Here is a 1412-nt window from a genome sequence, read left to right as displayed (position 1 = left end):
CTGCGGAGAACACGGATGTGAACACTGCGGAGAACACGGATGTGAACACTGCGGAGAACACGGATGTGAACACTGCGGATAATGCTGATGCGAACACTGCGGAGAACACGGATGTGAACACTGCGGAGAACACGGATGTGAACACTGCGGAGAACACGGATGTGAACACTGCGGATAATGCTGATGCGAACACCGATGCCAACACGGATGCGAATACTGACGCGAACACCGATGCGAACACCGATGTGAACACTGCGGATAACGCTGATGCGAACACCGATGCCAACACGGATGCGAATACTGACGCGAACACCGATGCGAACACCGATGCGAACACCGATGTGAACACTGCGGATAACGCTGATGCGAACACCGATGCGAACACCGATGTGAACACTGCGGATAACGCTGATGCGAACACCGATGCGAACACCGATGCCAACACGGCGGATAACTCGGCTGAGAACACTGGCGACAACACTGCGGACAACACTGAGCACCCGATCGTCAGCGTTGTGCCTGATTCCGTTACGGAAGGCGACGAAGTTACCGTGATTGGTGACAAGTTCACTCCGGAAGGCAACGTCAAGGTAATCATCCGAAACTCAAATGGTGAAGAAACCCCAGTACATGAGGGCGAAGTCATCGTTGATGAAGATGGTCGATTCGAGTACAAGTACGATACCGATGGCTTGCCTGAGGGTATCTACACCGTTGAAGTGACGGACGAAGAAACCGGAAAGACTTACACTGAGTACTTCCAGGTAACTCCGGACGATGCCGCTGAGAACGAAGTTCACATCGATATCACCCCTAATCGTTTGGTCAAGGGTGAATCGGGAATCGTAACGGGTAAAGAGTTCACCGCAAATGGCGAAGTCAAGATCGAGCAGAGCCAGCTGGGCGACACCAGCTCGGACGTAGCCAAGATCGCTGCTGCTGCCATGCCTGAAACCGTTACCGCTGACGACAAGGGCGACATTAGCTTCGAGGTCGACTCGACTGATTTGGCACTTGGTAGCTACTTGATCGTTGCAACTGATGTTGAAAGCGACGCATACGGGTTCACGACCTTCACCGTTGTGGCTGACGATTCGACTGACGTGAACACGGCCGACAACACTGCGGATAACGCTGATGCGAACACCGATGCGAACACTGCGGATAACGCTGATGCGAACACTGCGGATAACGCTGATGCGAACACTGCGGATAACGCTGATGCGAATACCGATGCGAACACCGATGCGAACACCGATGCGAACACCGATGCGAACACCGATGCGAACACTGCGGATAACGCTGATGCGAACACCGATGCGAACACTGCGGATAACGCTGATGCGAACACTGCGGATAACGCTGATGCGAATACCGATGCGAACACCGATGCGAACACCGATGCGAACACA

General features: G+C 53.7%; 1 protein-coding gene. It reads left to right on the top strand.

Features of this window, described 5'->3' with window-relative positions:
- Positions 1 to 17: 17 nt before the first annotated feature.
- Positions 18 to 1412, top strand: a 1395-nt coding sequence (locus ACFVHU_RS15630; RefSeq protein ID WP_388025243.1) for a hypothetical protein, incomplete at its 3' end; no start/stop codon positions are given.

It is taken from the genome of Glutamicibacter sp. NPDC127525 (assembly GCF_042672105.1).
In the GTDB taxonomy this organism is placed as follows: domain Bacteria; phylum Actinomycetota; class Actinomycetes; order Actinomycetales; family Micrococcaceae; genus Glutamicibacter.
This window is presented reverse-complemented; position numbering and strand designations above follow the sequence as displayed.